Here is a 15,378-nt window from a genome sequence, read left to right as displayed (position 1 = left end):
AACCCGCCTTCTCTCGTCCTCCCGGTCGTTGAGCGAGCGAAGCGAGACGAAACGCAATGACGAAAACGACCATGCCGAATCAGAACTACAAGGAGAAACACCCCCATGGCTGAAATCTTCTACGACGACGATGCCGACCTGTCGCTCATCCAGAGCAAGAAGGTCGCGATCGTCGGCTACGGCTCGCAAGGCCACGCCCACGCGCAGAACCTGCGCGACTCGGGCGTCGAGGTGGTCATCGCCCTCAAGGACGGCTCGAAGTCGACCGCCAAGGCCCAGGAGGCGGGCTTCGAAGTGAAGTCCGTCGCGGATGCGGCCGAGTGGGCCGACGTGATCATGATCCTGGCGCCCGACCAGCACCAGCGCGGGATCTTCACCGAGAGCATCAAGGACAAGCTCGTCCCCGGCAAGACGCTCGCCTTCGCGCACGGGTTCAACATCCGGTTCGGCTACATCCAGGCGCCGGAGGGTGTCGACGTCATCCTCGTCGCACCGAAGGCACCGGGCCACACGGTTCGCCGTGAGTACGTCGCGGGCCGCGGCATCCCTGACATCATCGCGGTGGAGCAGGATGCCTCGGGCCAGGCATGGGACCTCGCGAAGTCGTACGCCAAGGCCATCGGCGGCACCCGTGCGGGCGTCATCAAGACGACTTTCACGGAAGAGACCGAGACCGACCTGTTCGGCGAGCAGACCGTGCTCTGCGGCGGCGTGTCGCAGCTCGTCCAGTACGGCTTCGAGACCCTCACCGAAGCCGGGTACCAGCCGCAGATCGCGTACTTCGAGGTACTGCACGAGCTGAAGCTCATCGTCGACCTCATGTGGGAGGGCGGCATCGCCAAGCAGCGCTGGTCGGTGTCTGACACGGCCGAGTACGGCGACTACGTCTCGGGCCCGCGTGTGATCGACCCGCACGTCAAGGAGAACATGCAGGCCGTCCTCGGCGACATCCAGTCCGGCGCGTTCGCGGAGCGCTTCATCGCGGATCAGGATGCCGGAGCCCCCGAGTTCTACGCGCTTCGCGAGAAGGGCGCCCAGCACCCGATCGAAGAGGTCGGCAAGGAGCTGCGTGCCCTGTTCGCCTGGAAGCAGCAGGACGAGGGCTACGTGGAGGGCTCGGCGGCGCGCTGAGCAGGGACTCTCGGCGATCCGCCGAGTCGGGCTTGAACAAGCCACACGGAGCCCGGCCCCTTACAAGGGGGCCGGGCTCTCGGCATCCGTCACCCGGCCAGCGCCTCGCAGGTGGATGTCATCGGGCGGCGGCGAGGGCGGCCAGTCGCTCTCGGCCGGGTGCGATGGCCTCGCGTAGGCGCGCGGCGGCGTCGAGGACCGCAGGATCGGCCGCTCGATCAGGCGGGACTCGGGCGGGGTTGAGGGAGGTCGTGTTCGACCAGGCTTTGAGGTCGGCCTGCCGCGACATCGCGAGCGATGCGTCTCCGCCGATGACCTGCATCGTGAGCCAATCCGCGGGCGTGTCGGAGTACGGCGAGGGACGACAGACGTCGTTGCGTGTCTCGTCATCGCTCCGCGTCGCCTCGACGTACCCCGCGAGCGCCGCTCCGAAGCACGGGAAGCCGACTCGAACGGGCCGGGGTCGGATCGCGTCGACCTGCCAGATCGGAACGAGCGGCGGATATCGGAGGCCCGACGCGGCGCAGTGCACCACGACGGCCTTCCGGTGGATGCGGACGTCCGCATCTTCGAAGCGGAGTCGGCCGGTGGCCACGGCGCGCAGGTGGCCCAGCCGCAGGACGTTCGTGATGGATGCGAGCAGGTCGATCTCCCACTGCGCGATCGTCGGGGCCTTGGCCATCGTCGGGGTGACAGCGCGATCGATCCGCAGCATGATGCCGAGATCCTCGAGCCGCCGGAATAGGTCATCCGCCGACAGAGCCTCGGAAGCGGCCTCCATGATGTCGGCGGCCATGCCGAGGAAGATCGCGGGGTCGGGCTGCACCACTGCGCGATTGAGGAGCCAGGGATCCCTCGCGCGGATCCAGCAGATCGCGTCGGGGTCGACACCGTTCTGGAGCAGCCATATACAGGCGTCGGTGGCCGTCTTGCCCGCACCCACGATGACGAACTGATCGGGCGGCTCCTCGAGCCGCACGAGGTCATTGACAGGAATGACCCTCGCTTCGTCGTCGACAGCGAACGACGGGGGAGTGGAGGACGGAATCGTGGGCGCGAGATACGTTGCATCCACGATCCGCGCCCTGCGCGCGGTGTGGCGGCGGCCACTGAGCAGCGAACGGAACTCGGTGCCACCCGTGTACTCGCATCTGGGGAAGAAGGTCGCCCGTTCCGTGGCCGCGAGCTGGGCGAGCACATCCGCGTAGTACAGGCAGATCTCCGGTGCTGTCGCTCGCTCGTGGAGACCCGCCTCAGGACCGCTCGCCTGGCGCTGACCGCCGCCCAGTTGAGTCGACGCGACACCGTAGAAGGCTGACGCCTGGTGAAGGCGGACGAACTGGTATGCGTCGATCCAGTGACCACCCGGCGCGTGGAGTCGGTCCACGATCGCGACTGTGGCGTCCGAGTTGCGCACCAGGGAATCCGCGAACGCCATTCCCATGGCTCCCGCACCGACGATCAGATAGTCGACGTCGACGTCGACCGTTGGCCTCATCCGCCCATCACAGCAAGGGCTCGCATCCACGTCAAGCGTCGCGAGTAGTCATCGTGGTCGTTGATCATGGTCGGAGCGGTACTCGAGTCACTCTTCGGCTGCGCTCGATTCCAGGGCAGCGCAGGTCGCGACGCGCTCCTCACCCGGGAAGTAGGTGGCCCACTCCTCCTCGGTCAACTCGCGCCCAGCGAGCGTGCAGGCGCTCAGCGCCTGCTCGTCGGGACGAAGGTCCCACATGCGGATCCCATCTGCGACTCTTTCGAGCAGCGTCTCGCCGTCGGCCGTGAGGAACCCACCGACACGGAAGCCGACACGCACTCCGCCGCTCAGTTCAAGACTGGTCATCTCGCTCCGAAGAGGCGAGCCGAGCGCGACGCCGGTCGTCAAGTCGTACAGGGTGAGCGCATTGTTCCAACCGACGTTCAGCAATGTGCGGCCGTCTGCGCTGACGGAGATCTTCTGACCGCCGCCGATCGCTCGGGCGAGTGACGAGATCGGCTTCAGTGTCGTGATGTCGTAAAGACGTGCCTGGCTCTCCGAGACACCGATGACGAGGTCGTTGTCGAGGACCTGGCTGGCTTCGAGACCGCGCAGACCACCCACGAGCAACGCACCGTTCGCGATATCGAAAAGAGCTGTCTCGGTGCGCCCGCCCACTTCATAGGTAACGAGAGCGCCCTGCCCATCGCGCGTCTCGCTCACCGCCCAGACCTCGAACTCGTCGGCCGGGATGGCGAGGCGGTGCCCGAGCGGCTCGCCCGTTGCAGGGTCGAAGGCCACGATGCCTGCATCCCATACCGCGAAGGCGGGGCGTGCCCAGCCCCCGGGTACGACGTCGAAGCTTTTCGGCAGACCGGGTATGCGCAGCGGGATGCGCTCCTCCGTGGCGATGCGTTCGAGGTGGGGTCGACCGGACTCGTCGAATCGGGCCGCGATGCCTGAGCCGAGAAGCGCAATCCGATCCGACTCGCCGCCGACGGGGAGATCGCGCTCGAAGTCCCATAGCCGCATGGGCCCGCCGTCGCGCGGTCGCGTCACGACAAGCGAGCCGCCTTGTTCGGGGCCGTCGATGAGCTCGCGTCCGTTCGCGATGATGTCGGCGCCGGCCCCGCCCCCGTCGATCCGCCATCGCATCCAGACGGCGGGGGTCTCGATGGAGACGAGAATCGACTCGTCATCGATGGTCGCGAGGTACGGCGGCCGATTGAGCTGAAGCGTACGTGCGTTCGTCGTCTCTCCGGTCGCGAGGTCGAGCAACGCCACCCCGAGATACGATCCGCATGCCACGGTGGTCTCGGTCGCGAGGTGGAGGGTGCCGCACTGGGCCTCGCTTTTCACGAGCCGTCGCCAGAGGATCGCGCCCGAGGCGAGGTCTATCCGGACGGTGCCGGCCAACCCGGTGGCCACGAGGCCACCGTGGCCGTCCGCGACGATGTCGCCGCTTGCGAGGTTGCCCGCGAGCGGTATGGTTCGCGTGAGCGCGACGGTCTCGCCGTCGAAGATGCGGATCTGATCGCCCCCACTCACCGCTACAAGACCCCCGTCGATGAGCGCCACCCCTGAACCCTGGGAGTCCCCGGGCATGTCGAACACGCCCGCGGTCGATTCGCGAACCTCGCCGGTGGTCACGTCAACCCTCATGACATCGCCGGTGATGGGCTGGCCGATGTAGAGGTGTCGCCCCTGCTCATCGAACGCCATCGCCGTGGCCATCTGCGTCCGCACGACGTTCGTTCCCGGCAGTGTCCGGCCGTCTCTGATGTTGAGAATCGTGAGCTGCTTGCGGCAGCATTCATCACTCGAAGGATCCAACACAGCAGACTGGATCGCCGCCACAGCGCCGTTGGGACTGACGGCGACTTCGCTCCACGCACCGGGCGGCACCTCTGGGAGGACGACATCCAATTCGCGAGCGACCTCACCGGTATCGATGTCGATTACGTCGACCGTGGGTCGAAGGCCGTACTCGGACGACTGCACCCGCAGCGCCGTTGTGGTACCAGGAATCATGTCGACGACGGGCAGATAGGCATCGGGGTCATGATGCGCGGCGGCGAGGCCCCCCACGCTGGTCACGACGCCCCAGAGCGCGGAGCGAATGCGGGCATCGTCCGGCCACCGCCGGAACGCCTCCGCCGCGAGCAGCGCTGCCGTCTCACGGTCGTTGTCGAGCAGGTTGAGGGATGTCGCCACGAGCGCCTCGACGCGCGCGTCCTCGGCTGCGGCCTGCGCTTCCTCACCCCTGATCGCAGCCAGCCCTCCGGCGACGATCGCCGTGATCAGCAACACGCCCGCACCTGCGATCGCCCACCGCAGCCGCCCGTTGCTGCGTCGTTCGCGCGCGGCGCGCTCGGCGAGTTCGCGAGTCTCGTCCCGCTCGCGCTCCGCGGAGGCGTCGAGGAACTCTCGTTCGACGGCGGTGAGATCCGGCTGAGACTGATCTCGCCAATCCATCGCTGCCTGCAGGCGGGCGCCGCGTAGCAGGTCTTCGATCCGACGACCTGACCCGTTCCACAGTTCAGCCGCCGTGGCCACGGTCGTCACGAGGCGCGCGCCCTCGGCATCCTCTTCCAGCCACCCGTCGAGGCGCGGCCACGCCGTCGCGACCGCCTCGTGCGCGACCACGACCGTTTCGCCGTCCGAAGTGAGCAATCGCGCCGCGATCAGCTGCTCCAGGGCGCGCCGGCGCTGGTCGTCGGCGAGCAACGGCGCCAGCTGAGCCGTGCGGCGAATGGACCGGCTGTCCACATCGCGCTGGATCAGCCGAAGCATCAGCGCGCGGCAGGCAACGGCGTCGGCCTCGCGCATGGATTGATACATCGTCTCGGCGGACTGGGCGATCGCGCCGGCGATGCCGCCTGACCCCTCGTAGCCGTCCACGGTGAGAGTGCTGCCCTCGCGCCGAACCCAGGTCTCCACCAGCGCGTGAGAGACGTGGGGGAGCGTGCTCCGCCGATCGCCGGCATCGCGCAGGATCAGCTCGACGAGACCCGGGTCGAGCCGGAGGCCCGCGCGAGCAGCGGGCTCGGTCACCGCTTGGCGCAGTCCTTCCTCGGAGAGCGGCCCCAAGGCGTACAGCCCGCGAGCCACCTCCGAGCCGATATGCGGCAGCGCAATCGCGCGATCGAGAAAATCCGAGCGCAGAGTCAGAACGATCGCGCTTCCCACGCGGAGTGCTTCTCCGATCAGAGCGCCGGCCGCCTCGACGTCGGTCTCGTCCAGTTGAAAGATCGCCTCCGCTTGGTCGACCACGATGATGCCGGGGATGGCGAGATGGTGCACAGCGACTCGCAGTGACGGGACCAGCGACGGACCACCGAGCAGGATCTCGCATCGCTTTCCGCTCTCGTGTTCTCGCGGGACGACCCCGGCGAGCACGAGGGAGGACTTGCCCGACCCTGATGCACCCACGACCGTGACGATCGCACCGGGTCGAATGCGCGACAGCACCGCATCGATCTCCTCTCGCCGACCGAACAATGCGTCGGCATCGTCCGGTCCGAACGGCGCGAGACCACGATAGGGACACCGGGCGTCCGGAAGCCTCAGCACCGGAGCCGGCTCGAGGTCGGCATCCTGCCGCAGCATCGCCGTCTCCAATTGGCGCAGCCGCGGAGACAGCTCGATGCCCACCTCATCGGCGAGGCGTTCTCTCGCGGACCGGATTGCGGCCAGCGCGTCAGACTGTCTCCCCGAACGATAGTTCGCAAGAGCGAGGATCGCCCATCGATCCTCGCGAAGGGGCTCAGCGCGCACCGCCCGTTCAGCCTCGGCGATGATCTCGCGATGCGCGCCGATGTTGAGGCGCGCTTCGAGCAACTCCTCTTCGGCGCTGCGTCGGATCCCGGCCAGCCGGTCGGACTCCTCCCTCGCGGGCGCCCAATCCGGAAGCTCGGGAAAGGCGCGGCCGCGCCACAACCCCAGTGCTCGCCGGTAGGCGTCGATGGCGCGGTCGTGATCGCCGTGGAGGCCATGTTTGCGGGCTTGCGAGACGAGGCGCTCGAACTCGAACGCGTCGATCGAGATGGGGTCGATGCCGAGTACGTAGTAGGAGCCGCGGGTGAGCACCGCCTCACGCCCGATCCGGCCACGGATGCGTGCGACGGATGTCTTCACCTGCTGCGGCCATGTCCGAGGTGGAGCCTCACCCCAGTAGGCCTCCGCGAGCTCGTCCGACGATACGGAAGAGCCGGCTCGCACGATCAGTGCGCACAGGATTGCCCGCTCCCGCGGGCTGAGTTGCTCGTCGACTCCGGTGTCGAGCGGCCCCAGGACCCGAACAGTCATATCCGAAGTGTGGAGCCGCGTGTCTCGGTCGTCAATGCGACATCCGTTCGCGAGTACCGGATGAGTACCGAACCCGGAGTCGACGAGTACCGCCTCGGCGAACCCTGAGGGTACAGGCGCAATCGAGCACCTACTGAAAAGGGAGCAAACCATGGAACAGACAACTCAGCGGCGGGGGATCGCGACTGCCATCGCCGCCGTGCTCATCGCCGTCACCCTCGCGTTCGGATCCGCTTTCGTGCCTCCGGCAGACTCAGGAGGCACCGCGTGGGCCGTTGGGAACGGCGGAGGCGGAGGAAAGTACATCGTCCGGTGACGGTGGCCGTGCCGGCTGATCTCCGGACCTGTTCGGCTGATGGCCGCCCCACACGGGGCGGCCATTCGCCGATCCCCTCCGCGAGGGACCGGATGTCCGCACCCGGTAGGTAGTGTGAGAGCCATGGCCCGACCCGATGACGATGCGCTCACGTGGGACGGTGACGACGACCCGACGCTCGACACGGGTTCTCCCTCGCCTGCTCCCGGGAGCACAGAGGACACGGATCCGTCCAGCGCTGCCGATTCGCCGGAGCTCGCCACAGAGCCGGCGACCGCTGACCAAGGCCGCGACGAGGCCGACACGCAGGCGGCTGAACCCGCCGCTCTGCCGTCGGGCTACAGCGCGGTCGGCAAGGGCAGCGAGGAGGTGGGTCGCGTTCACGCCGATGGCACGGTGACGATGCCCGGCGATCGCAAGCCGATGGGCAATGCGACCCTCATCGCGCTCGGAGTGCTGGGCGGGTTCTACCTGATCTTCACGATCGGCTGGATCATCGGCGGGTTCCGGCTGCAGGACCAGCTCCTCGACCCATTGGCCGACATCATGTTCCAGGGCTCGTTCTGGCTGGCCGTCCTCGCACCCGCGCTGTGGTTCGGGACGGTCTTCCTCCTCACTCGAGGCTCGGCCGGGTGGGTGCGCATCGTGTGGCTCGTGGCCGGCGCGATCCTGCTCGTGCCGTGGCCGTTCATCATGGTCGGGACGGTGGGAGTATGAACGGCACGACGACGGATGCCGCGGCATCCGCCCCACGGAAGAACCCCACGTGGGTCGTCGCGACGATCGCGGGCGGGTTCGGCGTGTTCTACGCGTACGCGGTCTGGAATGCGCTCGGAAACCTCATCGAGGCGGCACCTCTGGGTCTCAACGGCCTCGGCTGGTTCCTCTGGATCTTCGCGACGGTGTTCCCGATCTTGGCGTTGGCCGCGGCGTTCGCCGTGGGCTTCCGCCGACCCGTGCACCACTTCTTCCTCGTGATGCTGACCGGGCTCGCGCTGACGGCCGTGTTCTGGCTCAACGTCGTCGCATACACCACGACGAACACGCTGTCGCTGCTGACCTGAATCAGCCGAGCACTCCCGAGCAAGTCGCGGTCTGCTGCTCGTCGCCGAAGTACGTGCTCCACTCGAGTGGGGTGAGCTCGCGCCCGGCGATCCGGCAGGCGGCCTCGAAGAGCCGATCCGGTGCGAGGTTCCACAGCAGCACACCGGTCTTGGTGTTCGTCACCATTCGAAGGCCATCTGGGCTGAGGTAGCCCGAGGGCCAGAAGAAGGGGTTCTCCCACCCGGTCGTGATCTCATCGCCGAGCTTGCGGCCATCGCGCAAGTCGTAGAGCGACACCGAGTTGTCGACCCCCGACAGCATCAGCGATCGCCCATCCTGTGCGACCTGCATGAACTTCGGTGCCACGCCCGACTTCGACAGTGCAAACCGAGGTTTCAGCTCGCTCGTGCTTCGAGCGAGCCGCGCCGCGTTCGCGCTGAGGATGTCGCCATCCGGGGTCACCACGGTCTGCACGTCGCCTTTCAGCCCGCGCGAGAGTTCTCGACCAGTCTCAAGATCGAAAACGGTCGTCACGGTGTCTACCTCGTCAGGGTCGAACCAGGTGATCACTGCTCTGCGCGCGTCGGCCGGCTCACTGATGCTCTGTAGGGTGTTCAGCAGCTCCATCTTGGAGAAGCTGATCGGCGCCGCCGCAGTCTTACCGGTCTCGGGGTCGATTGGGACGATCCGCTCATTTTCGACGATGAACGCCAGCGGTCCCAGCCCCCCCGAGTGGACGTAGTAGTCCGCCGTGTCACCCGCCTCTCGCTCCAGGGTGAACTCGCGTTGCATCGAGATGTCCTCGAGCACGCTCGCGCCGCCGGCGTTCCTTCGCCACACCACGTGGTCAGAGATCCAGGCCATCTCGTCCGATGCTTCCCCGATGGGCGCGTCGGCGGCGACGTCCCACAGCCGGCTCTGCACGAGGTCGCCGTTCTCGTCGTGCGCTGCGGTGATTATCTGGCTTGAGTGTTCGCCGAAGCCGTCCACCGCCGACCGGCCGTCGGCGATCGGGGTCGTGATGGACGGCTCATCGTCGAAGCGCCAGAGATAGACCGCGGCTCTTTCGCGGTCCGCGAAGCTGAGGAACTCGCCCGCCCCCGGGATCGCCACCGAGTTCTGCGTCCAGTCCGAGAGGTTCGGGTACTCACGGCCTGTCGCTTCGCCGGTCGCGATCGATCGCTCGACCATCGTTCCACTGCCCGCGTTGCACACCAGGTTTCCGTCGCCGGTGAGCTCCACCTCGGCGCACACCTGCTGATCCCTCCGCCACAGGAAGTCGCCGGTCTTCTCGTCGATGCGCCCGAATCCGAGGTAACCCGAGATGAGCAGTCCGCCCTCACCGTCGTCCTGGATGAACGATTCGGTGTAACCCGTCGGGACAGAGATGCTGCGGGTTAGAGCCAGGGTCTCGGGGTCGTAGACCTTCACGGCTCCGTCCGTGCCGAGCAGCAGACTCCCGTCGGAGGAGAGGGAGATTCCAGAGCGCAGTCCGCTCTGACCGTAGTAGTAGTCCGGCGGGTGGGGGATGCTCGCGTGGACATCGCCCGTGGCGGTGTCGATCGCGATCAGGTCGCCCGATATCGAGTGGATCGTGAACATCCGGCTGCCGTCGTCGGACAGCACCGGGAAGACCCCGGTTCGAAGCTCAAGCACGTGTGACCCGGCCAACGGTTGCCCCGTGGTCAGGTCGATGAAGTTCTCGCCGTTGACGCAGCACGTGCGCTTCACGGGGTCCGCCCACGCGGGGGTCTCCACCAGCGCGATGCGGCCGTCGCCGCTGACCGCAACGCCCCGTCGGAACTGCGTCCCCAATGGCGGGAGATCGACGTCGAACTCCTTTGCCACCGTCCACGTGTCGATATCGACAATCGCAAGGCCGGCCGGGGTCGCGGCGGCGGGGTCTGCTGACGGATGATCCGTGACCATGAGGACCTTGCGGGTTCCAGGAATGAGCATTCCCGACGCGCGAACGCCTTCCTCGAACACCAGCCGCGAAACGAGACCTCCCGCGGCCGTCAAGCTTCCGAGAAGCGCCGACCGCGCGCGCGGATCCTCGGGCCACCGCCGTTGCATCTCCGCAGCAAGCAGAGCGGCGACATCCCGATCCGACGCCCGCAGCGATAGCGACGTCGCGGCGAGCGCCTCGATGCGTTGCTGCTCAGCCGCCGCAGCCGCCTGTCGCCCCTGCGCGAACGCCACGCCACCGGCGACGAGCGCCGCGACGAGCAGCACCGCGGCGCCCGACAGCACCCATCGGAGACGCCGGTTCTGGCGGCGCTGTCGTACGAGCTCGTCCCGATGTGTCTTCGCAGAGGCGTCGAGGAACTCGGTCTCGACGGGCGTGAGATCGGGCCCGGATGCCGCGCGCCAGTCCAGCGCGGTCTGCAGGCGTCCGCCGCGCAGCAGGTCTTCGGCCTTTCGGCCTCCGGCATCCCAGACCTCCGCGCCGGTCACGACCGTGCCTATGAGTCGCGCGCCGTCGGCGTCTTCCTGCAGCCACGCGTCGAGACGCGGCCACGCTTGGGCGACCGCTTCATGCCCGACGATCAGGGCGTCGCCGTCCCTCGCCACGAGCCGTGCCGCCATGAGGGTCTCGACGACGCGCAGACGGAGGGGGTCATCCAGGATCGGCGCAGCCATCGCCCGCCGACGCACCGACGCGCCGGTCGCGTCTCGTTCGATCAGCCGGCGCATGAGGAACCGGCAGGCCGACTGCTCGTCCACGGACATGGACTGGTAGGCGCTCTCGGCGGAGCGCGCTATCGCGCCCGCGATCCCGCCCGACGCCTCGTAGCCGTCGACCGTCATAGTCTGGCCCTCTCGACGCACCCACGTCTCGACGAGCGCGTGCGACAGGTGCGGCAGGACCGCCGGGCGGTCTGCGGCATCCCGGAGCACGAGTTCCACGAGTCCGGGCTCGAGTCGCAGCGAAGCGAGCTGCGAGGGCCCCTCGATCGCCGCGCGCAGCCCGACATGGTCGAGCCCCGTGAGCAGGTAGACGCCGCGCCCGACGACCTGTCCGATGTCGGGGAGCGCGCCGATCCGGTCCAGGAAGTCCGAACGCACCGTCAGCACCAGTGCGCCGTCGCGCGCGAGGAACGCAGAGGTCAGCTCCGAGAACGCCTGAATGTCGGATGCCGGGGCCGCGATGAGCTCTTCGGTCTGGTCTATCGCGATCACGTCCACGCCCGTTTGAGGGCGCGCCAGCCGTGTGAGCGCCGGAACGCCGCCCGAGCCAGGACGCATCACCTCGACGGAACGGCCGCGGCGCCGCAATTCCGGCACGACTCCTGCCAACAGGAGCGAGGACTTGCCGCATCCGGACGGCCCCGCGATCGTGGTGATGGTGCCGGGACGGATGCGCATGCTGACGGCGTCGATATCGGCTTCCCGTCCGAAGAACGTGTCTTCGTCGTCTGGACCGAACGGCACGAGGCCCGGGTAGGGGCACGACACGCTCTCGCGCGGGGCGTGTATCGGCGCATCTATGAGCGGGTCGTGCCGGAGAATCGCCGTCTCGAGTTCGGTGATCCGCGGGCCGGGTTCGACGCCGAGCTCTTCGTCGAGCCGGGCTCGCGCCGTCCGCAGTACTGCCAGCGCGTCCGCCTGTCGGTTGGCGCGGTAGTTGGCGAGGGCGAGGATGGCCCAGCGGTCCTCGCGGAGCGGATGCTCACGCACCAGCTGCTCGGCTTCGGGGATGACCGAACGATCCTCGCCCGCCCGAAGCCGTGCGTCGAGCAGCTCCTCCTGAGCGCTGGTGCGCAGTTCGACCAGTCGTACCGCCTCGATGATGCCTGGTTCCCACATCGATACCTCGGGAAGCGGGTCTCCTCGCCACAAGGCGAGGGCCTTGCGATAGGAATCGACTGCTCGATCATGATCGCCGTGCAGCGTGTGCTGCCGGGCGGTCGAGATGAGCCTCTCGAAGCGGACCGCGTCGATCGACTCGGGGTCGACACCGATGCGATACTCCCAGTCGGCCGTCGTCACGGCCTCCCGACCAAGGCGGGATCTGATGCGTGCGATGGAGTTGCGGACCTGCTGCTCCCAGGTGGCGGGCGGGTTCTCGCCCCAGAGCGCATCGGCGAGCTCTGCGGGCGGGACGCCCCTGCCCCGGCGCACGATCAGGGCGGCGAAGATGGCCCGCTCGCGAGGGCTGAGCGGGTCGGTACCCGTGTCGAGCGGGCCGAGCACCATCACGGGCATGGCACTGACTACTGCCGGAGAATCGCCCTGTTCATGACCGAAGTGTGGGCGCATCCACAGTCGCAGTCAATATGCGGTCCCGGCGACGGATATGCGACGGATATGCCGCCGCGCGCTCACGGATATGCGGGGTCGTGACTCTCGAAGCAGACGCCCGGCCGAAGAGCGGCCGAGCCATTACAGAGGGAACGATCACCATGGAATACACATCTGCTTCAAGGATGGCCATCCGACGGACCGTCGCCGTATGCGCGCTGGTCGCCGGGCTGGCATTGACCGGATGCCAGACCCCGCGAGACGTCGCCGTCGAGCCGAAGCCTCATCACCTCCCGACGACCCCGCACGCACCCGTCGGGATCGACGTGCACCGCCCCGCGGACCGTGTCGCGGAGGACATCGAGCGCAACCAGGACCGCATGGACGAGCTCTCAAAGCGATTCGCAGGCGTGCCGGCGGATCGCGTGGAGGCGCGGCTTGCGCGGGAGGCAGCCGAGGCGATGGTGCAGAAGTGAGGTTCAAAGACGCGCGGTGGCTCCGAGGGAACTCACGTGCCGCCTGTCTGTGCCTCCAGGATGAACCGCAGTCGCGTTGCGTCACACGAACAGGGTCGACTGCGGCCAGCCGATAGAGTGTCTGTGATCGCGCCCCCATTGGCGTGCGGCGCATCTGCTCCCGTTCTCGCGCATCGCGCACCCGCACCGAAGGTCCCACCCTGTGACGAAGCCCGTCGTGCTCATCGCCGAAGAACTCTCTCCCGCCACGATCGATGCCCTCGGGCCCGACTTCGACATCCGCCAGATCGACGGCACAGACCGGCCTGTGCTGCTCGATTCGCTCGGCGGGGCGCACGCCGTGCTCATCCGCTCCGCGACGAAGATCGACGCCGAGGCGATCGCGGCCGCACCGCTGCTGAAGGTGGTTGCGCGCGCCGGAGTCGGACTCGACAACGTCGACATCAAGGCGGCGACCACCGCAGGCGTGATGGTGGTGAATGCCCCGACGTCGAACATCGTCTCGGCGGCCGAGCTCACGGTCGGCCACATCCTGAGCCTTGCCCGACACATCCCGGCGGCGCGCGCGTCGCTGGCGGAGGGCCAGTGGAAGCGTTCGTCGTTCACCGGCACCGAGCTCTTCGAGAAGACGGTCGGCATCGTCGGACTCGGCCGCATCGGCGGTCTTATCGCGGAGCGCCTGCGCGCCTTCGGCGTCCGGGTGGTCGGATACGACCCCTACGTCACCCCTTCGCGCGCACAGCAGCTGCAGGTCGAGCTGTTGTCGTTCGACGAGGTGCTGCGCCAGAGCGACTTCGTCACGGTGCACATGCCGAAGACGCCCGAGACCACCGGCATGATCGGCCACGCGCAGTTCGCACTGATGAAGCCGACCGCCTACGTCATCAACGTCGCGCGCGGTGGCCTGGTCGACGAGGACGCGCTGTACGCGGCGCTGACCACCGGCGTCATCGCGGGTGCGGGGCTCGACGTCTTCACCACCGAGCCTCCCGTCGAAGGCGGCCCGGCCCATCGGCTGCTCGCGCTGCCGAACGTGGTCGTCACTCCGCACCTGGGCGCCTCGACGGAGGAGGCGCAGGAGAAGGCCGGAGTCTCGGTCGCCCGGTCTGTCAAGCTCGCGCTCGAGGGTGACCTCGTTCCGGATGCCGTGAACGTCGCCGGCGGCGTGATCGATCCCTTCGTCCGTCCCGGCATCGCGCTCGTCGAGAAGCTGGGCCAGTTCTTCACGGGTCTCGCGCACTCGGCGCTCGAGAGCCTCGACATCGAGGTGCGCGGCGAACTCGCCGCCTATGACGTCAGCGTCTATCGCCTCGCGGCGCTCAAGGGCATCTTCGCCAACATCGTGAGCGAGAACGTGTCGTACGTGAACGCGCCGCTCTTCGCCGAGCAGCGCGGAATCGAGACGCGGCTCATCGTCGAGGCCGAGAGTCCGCTGTACCGCAACATCACGATCCTGCGCGGCGCGCTGGCCGATGGCACGGTGCTGACGGTCGCGGGCACGCTCGCCGGCACGCGGATGGTGCCCAAGGTCGTCGGCATCAACGGCTACGAGGTCGAGGTGCCGTTCGAGAAGTACCACATCGTCATGCGGTACGCCGATCGCCCCGGCATCGTCGCGATCTACGGCAAAGAGCTCGGCGACGCGCAAATCAACATCGCCGGGCTGCAGGTGGCGCACCCCGACGCGACGGGGCGCGCGCTCTCGGTGCTGACGGTGGACTCGCTCGTCCCGGACGAGATCCTCGACGCGATGCGCGAGGCCGTGCACGCCGACCTGTTCCGGCAGATCGAGATCACGGAGCCGTAGCGCCGGACCGGCCGTTCAGTCCACCTCGTCGTCGCGGATGGCCTTCTCGACCAGCGCGATGAGCGCATCCATGGCGGCCCCGCGAGGCACCGGACCGGGGATCGACCCGCCGGCGAGAGCATTGTTGAAGTACAGCCCGTCGCTCACGAGCATGACGAGGTCGAGCGCTGTCTCGTCCTGGGCATGGGGGCGGATCGCGTCGGCCCACTTCTCGCGCACGTCGCGCAGCGCATCGGCCGCCGTCGAGCTGCCGCCCTGAGCGAGACGGGATGCCGCCAGGATCACCCGGTCGAGCGGATCGTTCTGCATGACCGACGACCGCAGGAAGTGCGCGACGGGTCCTTCCGCCGCCGCCGACATGGCCGCGACATCCGCATCGACCAGAGTGCGCAGCCGCTCGAGGAGGCCCGTCTCGAGCGCATCCTTCGACGCGAAGTGGTACAGCAGCCCACCCTTGGACACGCCCGCGGCACGGGCCGTGGCGTCCATCGTCGCCGCCCGCTCACCGTCTTCGGCGAGGATCGCCTCGAAGGCGTCGAGCACCTTCTCGCGAGCGAGGGGAGGGCGGCTCATG

10 protein-coding genes are annotated in these 15,378 nt (G+C 67.9%); 6 read left to right on the top strand and 4 right to left on the bottom strand.

Going from position 1 to position 15,378, the window contains the following annotated elements:
- Positions 1–105 precede the first annotated feature (105 nt).
- A complete protein-coding gene (ilvC, locus tag ABD188_RS14380; protein WP_344063643.1) occupies positions 106–1,131 on the top strand; it encodes a ketol-acid reductoisomerase in 1,026 nt (341 codons plus the stop codon).
- 118 nt (positions 1,132–1,249) lie between these two features.
- Here the strand turns inward: ilvC and ABD188_RS14375 are convergent, their stop codons facing one another.
- Together ABD188_RS14375 and ABD188_RS14370 are read right to left on the bottom strand one after the other, a co-directional pair.
- A complete protein-coding gene (locus tag ABD188_RS14375) occupies positions 1,250–2,629 on the bottom strand; it encodes an NAD(P)-binding protein (protein ID WP_344063640.1) in 1,380 nt (459 codons plus the stop codon).
- An 87-nt stretch (positions 2,630–2,716) separates the two neighbouring features.
- Entirely contained in the window at positions 2,717–6,916 is a 4,200-nt protein-coding gene (locus ABD188_RS14370) for an nSTAND1 domain-containing NTPase (RefSeq protein WP_344063637.1), read from the bottom strand.
- A 151-nt stretch (positions 6,917–7,067) separates the two neighbouring features.
- On the opposite strand from ABD188_RS14370, the gene ABD188_RS14365 reads away from it, so the two are divergent.
- The 3 genes from ABD188_RS14365 (at position 7,068) to ABD188_RS14355 (ending at position 8,296) form a co-directional block, all read left to right on the top strand.
- A complete protein-coding gene (locus ABD188_RS14365) occupies positions 7,068–7,232 on the top strand; it encodes a hypothetical protein (protein ID WP_344063634.1) in 165 nt (54 codons plus the stop codon).
- A gap of 123 nt (positions 7,233–7,355) precedes the next feature.
- Entirely contained in the window at positions 7,356–7,949 is a 594-nt protein-coding gene (locus tag ABD188_RS14360; protein WP_344063631.1) for a DNA polymerase III subunit gamma/tau, read from the top strand.
- The gene (locus ABD188_RS14355) at positions 7,946–8,296 is read left to right on the top strand and encodes a bacitracin resistance protein (RefSeq protein ID WP_344063628.1); all 351 of its coding nucleotides are present in this window, start codon (positions 7,946–7,948) and stop codon (positions 8,294–8,296) included. The genes ABD188_RS14360 and ABD188_RS14355 overlap by 4 nt, the downstream gene beginning before the upstream one ends.
- Position 8,297: 1 nt before the next feature.
- On the opposite strand, the gene ABD188_RS14350 is transcribed toward ABD188_RS14355, so the two are convergent.
- Positions 8,298–12,485: an nSTAND1 domain-containing NTPase gene (locus tag ABD188_RS14350; protein ID WP_344063625.1), complete on the bottom strand. Its 4,188-nt coding sequence runs from the start codon at positions 12,483–12,485 to the stop codon at positions 8,298–8,300.
- Between the two features lie 221 nt (positions 12,486–12,706).
- Between ABD188_RS14350 and ABD188_RS14345 the strand changes: the two genes are divergently transcribed.
- The gene (locus ABD188_RS14345; RefSeq protein WP_344063622.1) at positions 12,707–12,997 is read left to right on the top strand and encodes a hypothetical protein; all 291 of its coding nucleotides are present in this window, start codon (positions 12,707–12,709) and stop codon (positions 12,995–12,997) included.
- Between the two features lie 202 nt (positions 12,998–13,199).
- Positions 13,200–14,804, top strand: coding sequence for a phosphoglycerate dehydrogenase (gene serA, locus ABD188_RS14340; RefSeq protein ID WP_344063619.1), 1,605 nt, complete (start codon positions 13,200–13,202; stop codon positions 14,802–14,804).
- Between the two features lie 15 nt (positions 14,805–14,819).
- On the opposite strand, the gene ABD188_RS14335 is transcribed toward serA, so the two are convergent.
- Positions 14,820–15,377 (bottom strand): TetR/AcrR family transcriptional regulator, encoded by a 558-nt coding sequence (locus ABD188_RS14335; protein WP_344063617.1) that lies wholly within the window; start codon positions 15,375–15,377, stop codon positions 14,820–14,822.
- Position 15,378: the final 1 nt, after the last annotated feature.

This window comes from Microbacterium pumilum (genome assembly GCF_039530225.1).
GTDB lineage: Bacteria > Actinomycetota > Actinomycetes > Actinomycetales > Microbacteriaceae > Microbacterium > Microbacterium pumilum.
Note: the sequence above shows the minus strand (reverse complement) of the source record. Positions and strands in the feature narration are given on the sequence as shown.